At 53.4% G+C, this 15697-nt stretch carries 12 protein-coding genes and 1 pseudogene; 3 read left to right on the top strand and 10 right to left on the bottom strand.

The window, feature by feature from the left end; genetic code table 11:
* Nucleotides 1–33: 33 nt before the first annotated feature.
* From ACIP1G_RS16035 to ACIP1G_RS15995, 9 genes are all read right to left on the bottom strand, one after another.
* Nucleotides 34–1098 (bottom strand): AAA family ATPase, encoded by a 1065-nt coding sequence (locus ACIP1G_RS16035; protein ID WP_060514613.1) that lies wholly within the window; start codon nucleotides 1096–1098, stop codon nucleotides 34–36.
* A gap of 119 nt (nucleotides 1099–1217) precedes the next feature.
* Nucleotides 1218–2960: a VWA domain-containing protein gene (locus ACIP1G_RS16030; protein WP_181131297.1), complete on the bottom strand. Its 1743-nt coding sequence runs from the start codon at nucleotides 2958–2960 to the stop codon at nucleotides 1218–1220.
* Between the two features lie 79 nt (nucleotides 2961–3039).
* Nucleotides 3040–3681 carry a hypothetical protein gene (locus ACIP1G_RS16025; RefSeq protein ID WP_181131296.1) on the bottom strand — a complete coding sequence of 214 codons (642 nt, stop codon included), beginning with the start codon at nucleotides 3679–3681 and terminating at the stop codon, nucleotides 3040–3042.
* Between the two features lie 16 nt (nucleotides 3682–3697).
* Nucleotides 3698–5566, bottom strand: a complete 1869-nt coding sequence (locus ACIP1G_RS16020) for a helicase-related protein (protein ID WP_400738805.1) — start codon at nucleotides 5564–5566, stop codon at nucleotides 3698–3700.
* Between the two features lie 206 nt (nucleotides 5567–5772).
* Entirely contained in the window at nucleotides 5773–6237 is a 465-nt protein-coding gene (locus tag ACIP1G_RS16015; protein ID WP_060514587.1) for a hypothetical protein, read from the bottom strand.
* 263 nt (nucleotides 6238–6500) lie between these two features.
* Complete coding sequence (locus ACIP1G_RS16010; RefSeq protein WP_258197969.1) at nucleotides 6501–8132, bottom strand: conjugal transfer protein TraN; 1632 nt, start codon at nucleotides 8130–8132, stop codon at nucleotides 6501–6503.
* 64 nt (nucleotides 8133–8196) lie between these two features.
* The gene (locus tag ACIP1G_RS16005) at nucleotides 8197–9384 is read right to left on the bottom strand and encodes a hypothetical protein (protein WP_082425728.1); all 1188 of its coding nucleotides are present in this window, start codon (nucleotides 9382–9384) and stop codon (nucleotides 8197–8199) included.
* A complete protein-coding gene (locus ACIP1G_RS16000; RefSeq protein ID WP_060514586.1) occupies nucleotides 9381–9797 on the bottom strand; it encodes a hypothetical protein in 417 nt (138 codons plus the stop codon). Before ACIP1G_RS16000 ends, ACIP1G_RS16005 begins: the two co-directional genes overlap by 4 nt.
* Before the next feature lie 659 nt (nucleotides 9798–10456).
* Nucleotides 10457–11419 (bottom strand): tetratricopeptide repeat protein, encoded by a 963-nt coding sequence (locus ACIP1G_RS15995; protein ID WP_181131294.1) that lies wholly within the window; start codon nucleotides 11417–11419, stop codon nucleotides 10457–10459.
* 48 nt (nucleotides 11420–11467) lie between these two features.
* Here ACIP1G_RS15995 and ACIP1G_RS15990 point away from each other — a divergent pair, with 48 nt between their 5' ends.
* The 3 genes from ACIP1G_RS15990 (at nucleotide 11468) to ACIP1G_RS15980 (ending at nucleotide 14348) form a co-directional block, all read left to right on the top strand.
* Nucleotides 11468–11899, top strand: a complete 432-nt coding sequence (locus tag ACIP1G_RS15990) for a lytic transglycosylase domain-containing protein (RefSeq protein ID WP_181131293.1) — start codon at nucleotides 11468–11470, stop codon at nucleotides 11897–11899.
* Between the two features lie 288 nt (nucleotides 11900–12187).
* Complete coding sequence (locus ACIP1G_RS15985) at nucleotides 12188–13822, top strand: GspE/PulE family protein (RefSeq protein ID WP_060514582.1); 1635 nt, start codon at nucleotides 12188–12190, stop codon at nucleotides 13820–13822.
* Nucleotides 13728–14348 carry a thiol:disulfide interchange protein DsbA/DsbL gene (locus ACIP1G_RS15980; RefSeq protein WP_256213733.1) on the top strand — a complete coding sequence of 207 codons (621 nt, stop codon included), beginning with the start codon at nucleotides 13728–13730 and terminating at the stop codon, nucleotides 14346–14348. Before ACIP1G_RS15985 ends, ACIP1G_RS15980 begins: the two co-directional genes overlap by 95 nt.
* A 176-nt stretch (nucleotides 14349–14524) precedes the next feature.
* On the opposite strand, the pseudogene ACIP1G_RS15975 reads toward ACIP1G_RS15980, so the two are convergent.
* Nucleotides 14525–15697, bottom strand: a pseudogene (locus ACIP1G_RS15975) (conjugal transfer protein TraG); the annotation flags it as partial.

Raw genomic sequence — 15697 nt, 5'->3', positions numbered from 1 at the left:
AAAAACCCCGGCGAGCCGGGGTTTGGTGGAGCGTTAGACAGTTCCGACAACGGTGGACCAAGCCGCCAAGATCGACGCAGCCTCATCATGTTGAGCGAAGTCAAGAACAGTCACTCGGAGTGCCATTTTCTGGCTTTCTTCAGTGGTTTTCCCCATTTGCATGAGCAGCCTGTAGTTCATGGCCCAATTCAGTACATTCCGAGTGGTGATCGTGAAGTTAAAGGCCATACCGCCGGCGCCGGCATCCTCCGTGAGCGCAATAAAGTTGGCTCTGATCTTGCTGGCCAGGGTAGCCATCGCATTCGCGATTACCTCTGGGGTGCCAGTTTGCTCAACAATGAGTTTGGCCTCGCGGCTTTCCTCCATGTAGGTGCAGTACATGACGTTGAAGCGGTCCATTGTGGCGATGTTCATCCTCTTGGTGCCCCTGTAACCGGAAGCGCTGCCCCCTTTACCGCCGGCTGACCCGTTGCCATTCGTATTGCCGGTTGCCGCGATCAAGCAGCCCGGAGAGATCTGAATCACCTCACCAGTCTGATCGAGGACAATTGGCTTCCCGTCAAGGATGCCGTTGAGACCCATTTGAATCTGCGGCGGCAGCTGATCGAACTCATCCAGGAGCAGGATGGAATTCGGAGTTTTAGCCCATTTACACACTTTTCCGTAGATCCATTTCATACCCTCAGGCCCGCACAATTTCCAGCTCCCAAAGAGGTCAGAGATCGTCGTTTCTTCGGAACACTGGACGGTGAAGACCGATCTGCCCGTACGGGATGCAAAGGCCTCCACCAACGTGGTTTTACCGGCGCCGGTTGGTCCATAGATATAGGTCGCTTTCTTGATGGAAGCCTTGAAAAAGTCCTGTGGAAGCCCTGCTGAAGCGGCCCAGAGGATCAACCGCGTGAGCAGTTCTTCGTCGAAGCTGTAAGGAACGACTTTTGGCGTGAAGGGGGTCTTAGCAAAGATTTTGGTTTGCATACCATCAAAAAATGGTGCTGTTGTACCGAAAACCTGTGGTGCTAAACGAACCTCTATCGGATTGAGGGTGTCGATTACAGCGTTGAGTTGTGGGTCATTGATGGAGTGAAAAGCAGTCATGGTCGAATCCCCAGTAGGCAATGGATGGCCTCTTGCGAAGGCCTGGTACAGAGGGATGCCTAACACGCTAGTAGAAGCATAAAAAAACCGGACTCCAAGGAGTCCGGCTGGTCTTTCGTTTAGGCTCTATACAATCCCTGCTTCAGTGCTGCAAAGACAGCTGTCGCAAGGTCGGTATCAGATTTTGCTACCCCGCAGGCCATGCCTGCATCCAGATAGCGTTTAACATGATCATCACCGATCAGGACGAAGCGTACCTCGATCCCCATCAATGCAGCCTCCTCAACGGCTGAGCGCAGCACGTCGCTGTTCCCAGGATCCCCATCAGTGACCACAATCAGGATTCGTCGAGCTTCCGGTCGATCGATGAGTTTCTTGAGCGCCCAAACCACTGCAAGGTGGGTTTTCGTTCCACTTTTGGGAATTGGCTTGTACCGCTGCAACGTGCCGGCCCAGCTTTCTTCAAATGCGTGCCATTCCCGTACCACCGTGTTGTACGTAGCAATTCCAAAAGGGATGGACGAATTGTTCAACACCTCACCAACTGCAACCGAAACACGGTTGCAAGCTTCCTGTGCAGTTATCCTATTTTCGCTCTCATTCTTTTCAGGGATCGAGCCGAACTTATTACCCATGGATGAACTTTCGTCACCTAACAGGTAAAAACAAGTATCAATCTCCTCTGCCAACTTTCTTTTAGTGAATATTAAATCATCACCTACAGCGGTTCGCCATAGTTTCCGGGTGTTGAGTCGCCCTTCACTTGCAGCCCATACCTCGTTTTGTGTGATTGTTTCAATGAGATCTTCAAAAGTTACTGACAGCATCGCAGCAGTCTTCTGAGCGCCAGCCCGAAGAAGGCTTCGATTTTCAAATGAGCCTCCAGCCTTAGAAAGACTCAATTCCTGCATCTCGTTTGAAGCATCTGGTTGATAGCCCCCCGACCGATTCTGGCCGACTCCAGGCAGACTAGAGCAGATGACATCTTCCAAGCCTTTTGCATAGCTTCCACAATCACTCTGACTCGCGTTAAGTACATGATTGATTGCGTCGGAGATATCTCCAGCTTTGGACGGTTGTCCATTACTACCTGATTTTGCTGGTGAGCCGGGTTCTCCTTGTGGTTCGGACTGGTTATCAGATCCTGGTTGCGGTGCACTCTGTTGTTGGTCCTTCGTTAATTTGAGCAGCTCGACAATTTCGTTAGCGGCATTATCCGCACCCTGAGTATCTGGTGCATTGCAGCCCTTTATAGCAATTGCCTTTACTTGCTCAACCAGAGGCGCACCGAATGTTGCAACAGCCAGGGCGCGATACTCAATAGCGAAATCCTTTAGGCAGGTTTGCTCAAGAAGCTCACTACGAAGCTCAGTGACCAACCAGGAGACCAAAATGGACTGAGGTGTTTCCTGACCTGCGACTGGGCCATGAAAAGTCCCTCTTTTCACCAGGATTTTTAAGGTGTTGTGTATGTTGTTGTTGGCTCCACGGAATCGCGGCTTTGCCAACAGCTCGCCGCGTGGATCTTCCAGGACGTTCTGCAACGTTCCAGAGATATCCGGTTTCATCACAACGGAGAAGTCGGTGTGAAGGCCATGGCACAGGATTTCATGATCGAGTAGACCTTGGATAAGTTCTAGATCTTCATCAGTACCCATGGCTGCGGTCAACGGCAAGGTAAGGAGCAACCCACCAGCTGCCTTATGATCCGGGCCAATTGAAGCAGTTGTGATATTCGCCCAGATGACACGTACCCGCCGACCCAGCTTGTTCGCTTCCGCGATCAGCAGATGGGTGTAGAGGTAAATGTGACGCATCGAGACGTTGGACGTTGCAGGAAGCTGCGCTTGAACGAGAGTCATGGATTTCCCCTTTTTCGAATGACGGCATCGGCTATGCCTACGCCTTACAGAGGGGAATGCTCGACACGTGACTAGAAGATCAATCTTCGGCTAATGGCAGCTCGATGCCATGCTTTTGCAACTGTTCGCGAAGTGCGCCCTGGAGGTCCTTCATGAGTGCCAATCCGTCGAGGGTAGGCGCTGCTAGCACTGCTGGCGCCGGCGTCTGTGAATGATGGTCGAAACTCGGCTGTAAGGTCCGGTCTTTGGCTTTGTAGCGGGCCACGTATTCCTCAACGATGTCACGCAAAAGCGCTGACGATGTGAGGCCTGGGTGGGATGATTGCGACATCTCAGCAACGATCGCCTGGAAATCTTCCTCTGTTGTACGACTCACCCTAGTCGACAATGGCTGATCAGCACTCTCACGGCTTGCGAAGTTGATTTTCTCTGCCTGGCCGAGGTAGGGCTCCAAAATCGGTGCCATCAGGTCTCGTACTGCCTCGTCATCCACGTACTGGAAGCATTGGATCTTGACGGTGCGACTCAAGAAGCCAACGAGAATGGGAGAGCTCTCCACGGCCTGAAGCAGGCGCAGCTCCGCAACAGCGTCATTAGCATACTTCCAGATGGTAGGCAGACTGATGACATACATGCGGCCGACGTCGCGGGCTATGTCCCCGGAGAGCAGTCGCTGGTAAATCGCTACCTTGACAGCGAGCGGTGTTGATTTCGCGGCCAATTTGTCACCCCCTATCCTATTGCTGACCCGGAATGAGGCCCGCTTTTACTGCACCAAACGTTATGTCACTGTTGCTGAGCCGCAAGCCCCAGAACAGGGCACGCGTTGCACCAGACTGCGTTTCACCATCTTGGCTCAGATCACCATAGCCGCGACTTTCTGCATCCATTTCCGCCAGCACAAACCCGTCATTGCACTCCGTCAACAACCGCAAGCGAGATGAGGCTGATTGTTTGATGGGGTTGGGAAGATACATGATGAAGTAGCCTCGGCCACCTTTACGAGCCACTCGGCCGCGAAGCTGGTGCAACTGTGCGACGCCGAAGTGCTCCGGGTTAACTGCAATCAGCAGGGTCAGGCCCGGAAAGGTTACCCCTACCTCAATCACCGTTGAGGCGACTAACAGTTTGATCTGCTTGGCTTTCATCCTGTCTATGATGTCAGCTTTGGCTGTCTCTGGCAGCCCACCATGAATCATCGCGGCATCGTCACCAAGGATTTTCCTGAATCGTTCGTAGGCGTTCTCCACAGCGTTGCGAGTGTCAGCCTCACCATTGACGACTGGGTAGATGAATGCGACCTGCCCACCTTGCTTGATGATCTGCATCACCAGTTCATGCAGCTTCTGCCTGGCGTTGTGGGTGATGATCCTGGTGACGATTTCCCTCGGTACCGGCGTAGTTCTCAGGATTGAGATCGGAAGCCCACCGAGCTTAACCAGCGCGACAGTTCGGGGAATCGCGGTTGCAGTTGCTTCAAGGTAGTTGGTGTGGGCCGCGATGAGTTGACTCCGCTGGGCCACAGAGAAGCGTTGTTGCTCGTCAGCGATGACCAGGTCGAAGACTATCCCTGCCTTTTTGGCGGCTGAAAGAACTGCAGTTGTGCCGACCACGATTCCGGCAGTCAGGTCAATGTGGGCCTTTCCAATCGGACCAACAACAGTGACAACCGGGATCTCGTAAAAGAGGCTGCTCAACTCGGCCGCCAGTTGCTGCGCCAAGATTTGTCCGGGCGCGATAATCGCAACCTTTGCCCCCGCGAGGTAGCTTGCCGCAGCTGGAACCATGAAAGTGAATGACTTGCCCGTGCTGACATCGCCCGACAGGATGCGCTGCATCGGATATGGCGACCTGAGGTCTGACACGATCTCGTCGATGGCTTGAAGCTGATCGGCGGACGGAGAGAAAGGAGCACGCTTGATTAGGTCAGCAACTTGGGCTCGGTCGATTCGCAGGAGGGCACCTTTGACTGCTGGTCGGTTGCGATGTGCCTCAACGCGATTAACAAGCGCCTGTATGCATACGGCCTTGGCAATCCTCACCGCCTCCTCTCCCTCCCGCACTGACAGAGGGGTGTGCAGGTTACGCAGCAAATCAGCAGGGTCGACAAGGCCTGTCAGCTTCCGAAAGTCATCTTCGTGCATGAGTGCCTGTTCTAGAAGTAGGCAGGCTGCCTCGTTGATGTGTGCCATAGCCGCAGTGATAGCTTCACCAAGAACCTCAGCACTCACCTGATTCTGCTTTCCCTGGTAGACGGGCATCACACGTCCAATCATCGAAGAGGGTATGACCATTGGGTTGGACATTGAGAGTCGGCCCTCATAGGTGACCACCTCGCCGTAGGTGTGCACAGTGGCGCCAAATTCGTACCCCATCCAGGGTTCGATCGAAGGCTTACCAATCAAGTTGATGTGCAAGCGCTGACCCCGCCCGTCGACCAATTTGACGAATCCGCGGAACGCCCCCTTGACCTCATGCAGAGCAGCGCCGGCACGGTCATAGATAACTCGCTCGATCAAGGTCAGCGACATGTACGAGGCAAGCCCAGTGTCGGGCAGGGGGAGCACCTCAATGGGGTCATGAAAATCCCTGTATTCCTTCGGCACCGTCAAAAGGCACTCGGGCAGCGATGTGAATCCCAGGCGTGTGAGTCGGCCTATGTCATGCATAATCAGATTTCATGAGCTTATGATCGAATATGGATAGTCACGCGTAACTATAACCCATGAGTATCAAAAAGCGCTCCCCTAGGTCCAGGATAGGCACAAAAAAGCCCTAGACGATGGATGTCGTCTAGGGCTGTGCGGAACATTCAGTGGCTGACCCGAGAGTCGCCGTTATGGCCCGTGATCAAGCGAACCGAATCACCAGGAGAGAAGGTTTCAGCTGCGTCTTTGGCCTGGGTGACCGCCTGCAAGCTGCCGTCACTGGTCATTTTAACGGTGATCTCGATCCCATCAGCATCGTGGGCCTTTTTGTCGACCGCAGCACCAATAGCAGCGCCAACGGCACCAGCGACAACCATGACGGCCAGTTGTCCCAGACCACCACCGCCATTGCTGCCGGCGATAGCGCCCAGGGCACCACCTGCCATGCCACCGATCGGCGAAGGCTTCCCATTGATTTTGACATCACGAACAGAGTCGACGACTCCCAGTTCAACCTTCATTTTCTGCATGGCAGTTGACTGCGAGTAATCCCGGCTCGTCATGTTCGATGCGCATCCAGACATTGCAGCAGTAGTAACGATCAGCACAGTCGCGATGAATTTTTTCATATTTAGCATCCTTGAGAGTGTTTCGCTTTTGTAGGGCGAATTAGAGAGACGGCATTGGCCGTGAGGTTTTGGTTATCTGTACACTCTCGGTATGTGCAACACGCGCTTGTAAGCGACTGAAAATAATCAACCCTACGTTTATGGAACCGTGTTGATCATCTCTTATGCCCTTTGCTCTCAATTTAAATGCACACAATTATGGTTGGCACGGGAGCGCGACCCAAAAAAAGCTCCGCCTGGGCGGAGCTTAGAAAGAGCTTCAATTAGTTGTATGTATTGTCACCAGCCTTCTTCGAGATATCTTCTTGAATATTCTTGACTTCAGGAAGGACGGTCGCGTTCATGATGTCAGTTACAAACTCAGATAGATCGAGTGCTGAGAAGTCAATTCGCTGGAACTCTTCAACCGTAAAGCCACCACAACTAGGGCTTTCGGCCGTGCCCCATCCCTTCCCTATTTGCGGTTTGCCCTGCTCGTTGATTATCTTCGCAAGCACAGAGTTGTAACAACAGTACGCTTGGGTGGTTTCCAGGCACGCGCCGAAGACTTTCTTGGAGCAGTAGCTGCCGACGAAGTGGCAAAGATTTGCGCCGCGGTGCATGCCCAGTTGCTGTTCCTCTGGTTCACATGACTTAAGCTCCATCACCACTTGAATTGCCACAGCAGCCGCAAAACTGTATGGATCAAAATAGAACCCGCCGCCAAGGCCGTACACGGGGCCGCCAAGCATGCCGGTAGCTGGGATAGTACCGCCAACTGCATAACTCAATCCGTAAACACTGAAGCTGAGTGTTGGTGCAGATGGTGCAGCGGCACCCAATGCAGACGCGCCTTGTTTAACCCACTCTACGTTGTTGTACGCGAAATCGTACATATACTTCGAGCCGTAACTAGCTAGGCCGCCTCCTACTGTAGAAACGGCTTGCCCCATAATGGAGTAGTTTGTTTCAGCGCCGCTGCTCTTACCACAGCAGTTCTTGATACCGCCGTAGCCTTTCCGGCAGGACTCATCTTCACCACCGAACAACTCCCCGTCCGAACCGTACACCCCAGCTTCTCGGGCAGCTTCTTTAGCTGCAACAGCTTTGGCGAAATCACTATCCGAAGGGTAACTTGTATCCCAGCAGACTCCCTCGTAACAGGAGACCTTTGTGCTGCAGTCCTCTGTGGTCGTGGTCTCGCCTTTTTTTGTGATGCAACTATAGGTCACCTGAGACATGACACACCCGATCGGGTCGGTGCTCTCGATACAGGTCTGGTCGATTTTTTTGCACCCCTTGTCCTCGAACTGCTGGCAGTCATTCTCTTTGTTCGGATTGATGCAGGAGTAGTCGTCTTTGTATTTCCAGCATGCCTTATAGACTGGCAGTCCGTTGATTACACGGGTTTCAGGCCCTTCGACGCAGGTGTGCGCTGCTTTGTAGCACAACGGATTTGTGGCGAGAGGATTGCACTGACTGGTATCAAGTTCGTCTCGGATGATCGTATGGGTATCGTCCAGCTGGACAGTGTCCGATGGTTTCGGAGTTGCAGGGTTATCGCAACGATAGGTTCGCTGCTCAACCAGGCACGTACCATTCCAGGCTGTTGAAATGCATGAGGTCGACGTTTGATAACAGCCCGCTACCTTTGAAATCGCAGCACAATAATCAACAGAATCAGGCTTGATGCACTCATAAGTAGATCGGTAGCGCCAGCACTCTTTATAGATCATATTGCCGGCAATATTACGGGTCTCAGGCCCTTCAACGCATGCTTGGCCTGTGATCCGGCAATCTGCCGCATACACAGTTGCGGATATAGCAAAGAAAATAGCTATAACACAAAAGGCTGACTTCAGCGCTAACAGTCCGTGCGCTGCAGTTGTTCGAAGTATTTCTGTTAATTTTAACATCCCTATCCGCCAAATCAGAGCAGTATTATGGTTGGTTGGTCAGTTTGGTCATTTACAAGTTCTATCACTGAGATCTAGCCTGAAGTGAACTGCATTGGTCCGTCCATGTTTCAGTGCAAGCGCCTGGGCAAACCATTCGCGCATTCATCGTAATGTAAGTTTCCCCTGAGCCGCCAACCGCTGTTCTGGTTTCTAAGATGTTGTTGCCTGCGACCAAATAGGGCCTTAGATCAATGTTAGGCCGGGTCTCGTTGCTTTCACCTCTTTCAGGATCGCGCAATACACCATCACCCACATCAACGCGATAGCAGGCTCGGCCTTTGTTGCAAGTAGTTAAAATCCAATCAAGTGTTGCACCACCAAATGGGCCACTAAACACGGTATGACCATTTATCTTTATTAGGATATAGTCATCATAAGCAACAGATGCTAGGACAAAATCAGTGATCAATGCCGGGTCTTTAATGGAAAATTGCAATGAGCGGTCGTAAAGGCCTTCGCTCCAGTAGTTGTCGCCGATGGAGCCAAATTGGAGCGCATAAGTACCAGAAGCTGCATTGGCCAGGGACCAGCTTGTATACATGTCTGCCTGGGTGGTTCCGGGAATAATCCCGCCATTATCGCACCCGGCCACTGGGGGTTCGCATACAATGGCAAGAAACTTATCGCAGGTTACGTTTTCAAGAGAATTGTATGTTTTGTTGCATTGGAAGTTGGCTTTTGTGTCGACATTAACTACCTGCCCCATTGTGCAACTGTTGTTTTCGCTGAGGTTGTACTCGTTGCAGACCTCGGTCGAGTAAATGTCAGGGGTTGTAGTGGTTTTTGTACCGCAGTTTTCGGTAATGTCTCCGGGTTTAGCGTTATTAATGATTTCCCCGATGCCGCTTATGATAGGGTCGTTCTCATCTACATCAACTTTTACACGCTCGTACGGGTTCTTAGCAAGGAAGTTGACTGCATCGCATTCTTGGTTGGCGATTTGGTCGGGACCATCGGCCTCTGTCTTGCAGGTGTTAATCCGTGAGGTGCCGACGTTGAAGAGTGATGAGTTGCCAAATTGCGAAGACTGCGATGGCGTATCGGTATAAAACGGCATCGCCTTTGCATTGGAGGAAGTCACATTAGAGGAAAGTTTACTGAGGTTCGACTTGCCGAGTGCAGTCCCCTCAGAGTGTGGATCAGCCACAGCAGTGCTCGACAACAGCAGCATTGCGGCCAAGGTCAGCAGGCCATTGGCTCTTAGTTTCATTGGGATTGGACCTCGTTGACCTTGGTTGGCGAACTAGCATCCTGAGTAAACAGGCTAGGATCCGCCGGTGGAGATCCGTCCTCGCAAACGTTCATGCCCCAACCGACCTCAAGAGGGCCGGAACCGCCGTTGACCTTAGGTACCATCTGCTGTGTGTACTGAATTGCCACACGTGCACAGCCTGGTTGTTGGAGCTGTTCAACGACCTTTGCCTCAACCATGATCGGTTCGCGAGATTTTGATGTAGCCATCCACACGTCAGCCTGGTCACCGGTTAGCTCTGCTGACGCATGCCCAGATTTGACCGTTTCAATCAGAATTTCTTTTGAGGTCTGGGCCTGCGCCGTGGCAGAGGCAGTGGCGAGGACGATGATGGTTGTACACAGGGACAACAGTTTGGCTTTGAAATGCATTTCAGCTTCCCGGATACTGACAGTATTTTACACGTAACTGTAATCAGCTTGGTCTGGGAATGCAATCTGATAGATTTGCGCCTTCTGCTAGCGATTGCTGACCTTCAATCGATGCATATGAATAATTTTTCCGAGATGGAAGCAATGGTCGAGATCTATAGAGACGCAGAGAAATGGTTTCTAGCGAGCCCCTCAGGCTATCTGGCGCCGATGCTTGCGATGGCAGTTCTATTGAGAGCACTGCCATCACACTGGCTGGTAGTATCACTACTCAGATTTATCGGTGTCGCGTGCCATGAGGCATTGCATCTCACAGTCGGGTTCTTCACGAGGGCAAAGCCAGTCCGGATGTCCCTGATACCCAGGCGAGAGGGAAATCACATTATCCTCGGGTCAGTGGAGTTCGAGCGCCTGACATGGGCGAATGCTTGGGCAACCGCCCTCGCACCCTTGGTAGCTTTACCCGCCCTTTACGCGGTCGCCATTTGGCGAACATCAAACCATGCTGGCGAACTGGCAATGGAGGACCTCGTGGGGTGGGCTCTTGCAGGTTCAACAATCCTGCACTGCTGGCCATCAAGGGCTGACTGGCGGCTGGCGCTGATCTCATGGCCAGTGCTTGGGGCGGCGTTGCTATCCGCGGCGCTGTACGTCTGGACTCAGGATTTATCAGTTCTGTTGGCCTGGAGAAGTGTGGCATCGTAGTCAGGACGCTTCATGTGTTTGTGTGTCGAAAGCCAGTTGGTTGCGAAGCTTGTTGCGTCGCTTTGCTCTTTTGCCGTGAGCCCGAATGACGATAAGCCAGATGAGTTCATTCCAGGCTTCCCTTTGTTAAGACCGACGTATATCAGCCACCATGATGCCGCCATCTTCGCGTTCTGATCCATGCCGTGGCCATTTCGGTACATGGCCGAGAGGATGGCTGGGGCATTGGGCTCACTTGCCTGCGCTGCTTTCGTCAACCAGTTGTACGCTTCTTGGTATCCCCCGCTTTCGTAGAGCATCCGCCCAAGCAGATAGTAGGCCGTGACGTTGCCGCGGTTTGCACCTTCGTTTGCCCACGTCCAGGCCCTGTCATGGTCGCCCTTGTTGAGGTAATAGAGTGAGAGGCGAACCGCTGCAAGATCGACCGAGGCGTCCTTCATGGAAGATTCGAACATTTCCATAGCCTTGACCTCATCTTTCGCCACCCCGCGGCCAAGCAAAGTGAGGACAGCCAAGTTGTACCGAGCAAGGGGGTAGTCTGCACTTGCGGCAGAGAAATATGCCGCCGCCGCTGTGCTGTCCTGTTTAACGCCTTCCCCGTGATCCAAGAGATAGCCCACCACATTCTGTGCTCGGCTATTCCCCCCCTGAGCGAGTTCAAACAGCTTCGGCAGCGCAGCTTTGTCCCCTGCTTTGTAGGCAGCCCAGGTCCGAAGTACGTTGCCACCCTCCCGCGCGGTTGTAAGTAGCCCCTTCATGGCAGTTGAGATGTCTGGAAGGCCGGTGCCCCCTGCTGCTGCTTCGTTGCTGAAGTAAGCAGCTGCGGACGTGTCTGGGGCGCTGCCTGCAGCACAGGTGAGGCTCGCGAACGCTAACGGGAAAGCCAACAAAGCCGGCAGTCGATTCAGTAAAGGCATTTTCTGATACACCTTGTTTATTGGTACGCGTAATGTATTCTTTAGCGCATGAAAAAACTATCCCTTCCTTTTCTCCTGGTAGGTGCATTGACCGGGTATCCCACTGCAGGACACGCGGACTGCTTCGCCGAGGCAGCTGAGCGCTATAGGGTTAGCGAGAAGCTACTTCGCGCCATCCAGGTCACCGAGAACCGGCCGGGCAAACCAGACGTAGTGAGCCCAAAAAACAGCGATGGCACCTGGGATATTGGCTTGATGCAGATCAACTCATCGTGGCTCCCGAAGCTTTCGCAATTTGGCATTGGTGAGAAAGAGCTTCTAGATCGTTGTGTTAGCGCGAATGTTGGAGCTTGGATCTTGGCGAGCAACATTGCCTCTCACGGTCCCGTTTGGAAGGCTGTGGGTGCATACAACAGCCCTAATGCGGAAAGTCAGCGGATATATATTCAGAAGGTAATGAATACCTATGGCGGTTTGTAAATGAAGCAGCTATTCAGCAGTTTTTTTGCTGTTCTACTATTTGGTTGGATTTTGTACACGGTATCCCCGGAGGAACCGTGTGAACGCGTCGAGCGTGGCGCTTTACCGGTCCGAGTAGTGTTTGACGCAGTCCGTTGGGCGGGCACGAACTACCTCAGCACGGATTCTAGGATTGACTTGCTGATTTGGAGCGTTTCAGCTGATAAATCCGTGCAAAGTTTCATCTCTCGTTTGTTCTACGGACCAGAGCTCAACTGCACTAACAGCCAGGCGTAATAGGAGCTTACTGTGGCAAGGGAACCAGATCTTTTTATTTACAACTCTCCGGCAGATAAACCTGCGGCCACATATTTGAACGACTTGTTCCGGATGGCCGCCCAAAATAAGATTCCGGATATTCATTTTCAATGGGTTCAAGGTGACGTGCACATCCAACTCAGGGAAGACGGTAAGCTGAGACACTTTGAAACCATAGAGCCAGCTATGGGCAAAATGATCGATACGAAAATTCGATCGCGGGCCACCATGGACCTTTCGCAGCATCAAATCCCCCTCGATGGCCGGATCGGATTGAGATACCCAGGGTTGGAGTTGGAAGTCCGTGTGAGCTTGGTACCGAGTCACAACGGACAAAAGATCGTATGCCGGTTGCTCGACCAGCAGAACGCATCGATGAATCTTGAACGAATCCGAATGCCGCCTTTGGTTGAGCACGCGTTCCGCGAGATGATCAACGAACCTCAAGGGCTGATCCTTGTCACCGGCCCAACGGGCTCAGGTAAAACAACGACCCTGTACGCAGCACTCAATGCCATCAATGACGGAACGCTCAATATTTGTACGATTGAGCATCCGGTGGAGTATGTAGTTAAGGGCTTTGTCCAAATCAACGTTACGCCCCAGCTCAGTTTCGCGCTGGGTCTACGCGCCCTGCTGCGTCAGGATCCTGACGTAATTCTGATCGGGGAAATTCGTGACCAGGAAACGGCGCAAATTGCCATTCAGGCAGCGAACACGGGTCACCTGGTCTTCGCCACATTGCACTCCAATAGTGCAGCTCAAGCCGTCCCTCGCATCATTGATCTTGGGGTTGATGCCCAAACACTTGCTTCTGTACTCATTGGCGTGATTGCTCAGCGACTAGTTCAGACTCTGCGGTCTGATATCGATCACGAATGGGTGCCCATTAATGATGTAGAGCGTATGTGGCTGAGGAAAAACGGGCTGCCAGCTATCACCGGCAAGGTACCCTTTGCACCATCGAAAGAATCGTTCTCAGGTAAGTGCCCAATCATTGAACTAATCAGATCTGACAAATCTGTACGTACAGCAATAATCGGTGGCGGTGGCGAGATGACAATCCTGAACGCTGCTGCTCGGCAAACCCAATTCGACACTCTTGGCCAATCCGCTGTGCGGATGGTGACTGACGGTATAACCACCATGGCACGGGTACGGTCGCTAATTAAAGATGATTCCGTAAAGCCAACTGTCAGGCGCATCGGTGATGTTCTAATCGCTCAGGGTCTTATTACCTTTACGCAAGCAAATCAGGCCGCTGAACTACAGTTACGTTGCACTATTGAAGGCAAAGTGAAAAAGTTCGGGCAAGCTCTCATTGATCTAGCGCTAGTGTCACAAGATGACGTAGTGAATGCCCTTGGTTTCACAGAGGGGGCAGTGGAATTTCTAACTGAGTTGGCCGCGGCCCGAAAAATCAACTTCAAGGCACTGAACGACACGGTCGAGCTGTGGCGCACAGAACGAAATCAAGAGTCAATCTTCGACATGCTCATCGAGCAGAACCTGATCAGCAAGGATCGTTTATATGAAGAAGTTTATTTCGCGGATGGCTATGGCAGCCCTGCTGGCAACTCCAATTCTCTCCTTAGCGCAGGAGGCGTTGCCGTCGCTGCCGTATAGAGAGGTTGCGGCCCAGGCAGAAGACAGTCACAAGGTCATCGTTTTCTTTTCCTTTGCGTGTCCCGTCTGTGCTTCGTACGATCAGACCTTTGCTCGGTGGGCCAAAACAATGCCGCCTGGCTGGTCCGCAGAGTTCCTTCCAGTAGCGGTGCCCGACAAAGGCAATTACATTGCTGCTCGTGCATTCTTTGCTGTCCAGGACGCAGATCCAGCCCGCCTTGATGCCTTCATGTCTGCGGCCTATACGTTGATCCAGCAGAATGGCATGACGATGGAGAGCCCTGATACCTGGTCGAAAGCTGTAGCGATCGCAAACGTCCGGGGATTCAACGATGCCTGGCTCAACGTCACTCAGCAACGGCTGGAGAAGGCTTTTGCCAAGCTCCTCACATATGGCGTCGATGCCACACCTTCCATGGTCATCAGTGGGAAGTATGTGATCACACCTGACGATGTATCCGGTGATAGTGCGCTCTACATGAATTTGGCAAACGGCATGATTTCTAAGGTGATGCAGGAGCAATAGCCCAGTCCACGGTTTGCTCTGTCATAGCACGAACCCCCGTTTAAACGGGGGTTTTGCATTTATGCGGCTAGGGTGTCTGGGTGCCCCGCTACAGAGAAGATCTGTCTAGTCCGAATGCAGGCAGTGTTTCACAAAAAAGCCCGACGTATAGTCGGGCTTTCTTTAATCCTATGAGGTTAGCTTTTGCCCCCTCTAGTCGTCGGCGGCTTGGCGTCGTCGTCACCCTTGTCTTCCGGGTTCACAACGGTTTTTTCCAGGGTCATTACTCTCGTAACGGGGGCTGGCTTCCCTCCTCCACTGAATGGCGACTCGTAAGCATCCGCAGCCCCCATCATGCCATCTCCGTATGGGCTACCAGACCCATTGTCTGAGCTGGACAGTTGTGGCTCACCTGCTGAGAGTCCAGCGCTAGCATGCGATTGCTCACCCGCGCTCATCAAACCAGCACCCGATGCCGTCATCATTTCACCAGCTTGTTCTGTATGAGACTCGGCGAGGGCTGGTTGCGATCCAACATGGAGTTGTCCGGTATGAACTGAGGTGGCCCCGAGTTCAATGGGCTCCATTAGGTTCTGATTAGCCCCCGCTGTCATGAGTCCCTCACCTATCCCCGCTCTTAGCTCCCCGGCGTGGCCCCCGGTCGGCGCCTGTGCCTCGGCTCCGGTAAGCGCTGCGGCCGCCTCGGGCTGGCTGACTTGAAAAGGTGCAGCGTCCTGGCGGATCGGTGCATGTGTCTCGGCGCCAGTCAGCGCTGCGGCCGCCTCGGGCTGGCTGACTTGAAAAGGTGCAGCGTCCTGGCGGATCGGTGCATGTGTCTCGGCGCCAGTCAGCGCTGAGGCCGCGGCGAGCTTGCTGGCTTGAAAAGGTGCAGCATCCTGGCGGATCGGTGCGTGTACCTGGTCCCCGGACAGCGTTGCCGCTGCCCCGGGCTGGCTGGCTTGTACAGGTGCAGCATCCCGGCGGATCGGTGCGTGTGCCTCGGCGCCGGTAAGCGCTGCGGCCGCCACGTGCTGGCTGGCTTGAGCGGGTGCAGCATCCTGACGGATCGGTGCCGGTGCCTGGGCTTCGGTCAGGGCTGCCGCTGCAGCGGTCTGGTTGGCCTGAGTAGGTGCAGCATCCTGGCGTATCGGTGCATGTGTCTCGGCGCCGGTCAGCGCTCCGGCCGCCACGGGCTGGCTGGCTTGAGCAGGCGCAGCATCCTGACGGATCGGTGCGTGTGCCTGGGCGTCGGTCAGGGCTGCCGCTGCAGCGGGTTGGTTGGCCTGAGTAGGTGCAGCATCCTGGCGTATCGGTGCTTGTGTCTCGGCGCCGGTCAGCGCTCCGGCCGCCACGGGCTGGCTGGCTTGAGC

The sequence above is a fragment of the Pseudomonas sp. NPDC089392 genome, assembly GCF_044749595.1.
Classification (GTDB): domain Bacteria; phylum Pseudomonadota; class Gammaproteobacteria; order Pseudomonadales; family Pseudomonadaceae; genus Aquipseudomonas.
The sequence above is the reverse complement of the archived record's forward strand: the minus strand, read 5'-3'. Positions and strand labels throughout refer to the sequence as shown.